Annotated in this window: 1 protein-coding gene; it reads left to right on the top strand. The window is 69.5% G+C overall.

Annotation, left to right across the window (positions count from 1 at the left end):
• Positions 1-1305 (top strand): condensation domain-containing protein (locus E3U47_RS24745; protein ID WP_256660342.1); only part of this gene is annotated, 1305 nt, incomplete at both ends.

The following is a 1305-nucleotide window of genomic DNA, read 5'->3' as shown; positions in this document are numbered from 1 at the left end:
GGAGGGCATCCTCTACCACCACCTGAGCGCCGAGCAGGGCGACCCGTACCTGCTGCAGACCCGCCTGGCCTTCGACAGCCTGGACCGTCTGCAAGCCTGCGCCGGGGCCTTGCAACAGGTGATCGACCGCCACGATATCCTGCGCACCTCGGTGGTCTGGGAAGGCCTGGCCGAGCCGGTGCAGGTGGTCTGGCGCCAGGCACGCCTGGCGGTGACCGAGGTCACCGGGCTGGGCGAGGACGCGGTGATCGAGCGCCTGCACGGGCATTTCGATGCCCGCCAGCAACGCCTGGACCTGACCCAGGCGCCGTTGCTGCGCCTGACCTACGCCCTGGACCCGGCGCAGCAGCGGGTGGTGGCAATCCTGCACTTCCATCACCTGGCCCTGGACCACACGGCCATGGAAGTGATCGTCCACGAAATGCAGGCCTTGCTGGCCGGGCGCGGGGCGCAACTGGCCGCGCCGGTGCCGTACCGCACCTATGTCGCCCAGGTGCGCCTGGGCGCCGCGCAGGCCGGCCACGAGGCGTTCTTCCGCGAGATGCTTGGCGATATCGAGGAACCGACCTTGCCCATGGGCCTGGCCGATGTGCAGGGCGATGGCCGCGATATCGAGGAAGTCCGCCAGGCGCTCGACCTGGACCTGGCGCGGCGGGTTCGCCTGCAGGCGCGCCAGCTTGGCGTCAGCGCCGCCAGCCTGATGCACCTGGCCTGGGCACGGGTGGTGGGCGTGCTGGCCGGGCGCCAGGACGTGGTGTTCGGCACTGTCTTGATGGGCCGCCTGCAAGGCGGCGAGGGTGCCGACCGCGCGCTGGGCGTGTTCATCAATACCTTGCCGCTGCGCATCGATACCCGCGCCAGCGCCAAGCAGGCGCTGCGTGTCACGCACCAACGGCTCTCGGCGTTGCTCGGCCATGAGCATGCCTCCCTGGCCTTGGCCCAGCGTTGCAGCGGCGTGCCGGCTTCGACACCGTTGTTCAGCGCTTTGCTCAACTACCGGCACAGCCCGGCCGGAATCGCCACCGACGCCACCGACAGCTTCCAGGGCATGCACCAGTTGGGCGGCGAGGAGCGCAGCAACTACCCGCTGACCCTGAGCGTGGACGACCTGGGCGAGGGCTTCAGCCTGAGCGTGCTGGCCCAGCAGGGGATTGGCGCCGTGCGTGTGGCGAACTGGATGGCGGCGGCCGTGACCCAGTTGACCCAGGCCTTGGAGCAAGAGGGCGCGGTTCGCGTTGATGCGCTGCCGATCCTCGATGCCCAAGAGCGACTGCAACTGCTCGAAGGTTTGAACCCGCCAGCCGT

Origin of the sequence: Pseudomonas sp. RIT623 (assembly GCF_004519305.1) — a bacterium.
Classification (GTDB): Bacteria; Pseudomonadota; Gammaproteobacteria; order Pseudomonadales; family Pseudomonadaceae; genus Aquipseudomonas.
The sequence above is the reverse complement of the archived record's forward strand: the minus strand, read 5'-3'. Positions and strand labels throughout refer to the sequence as shown.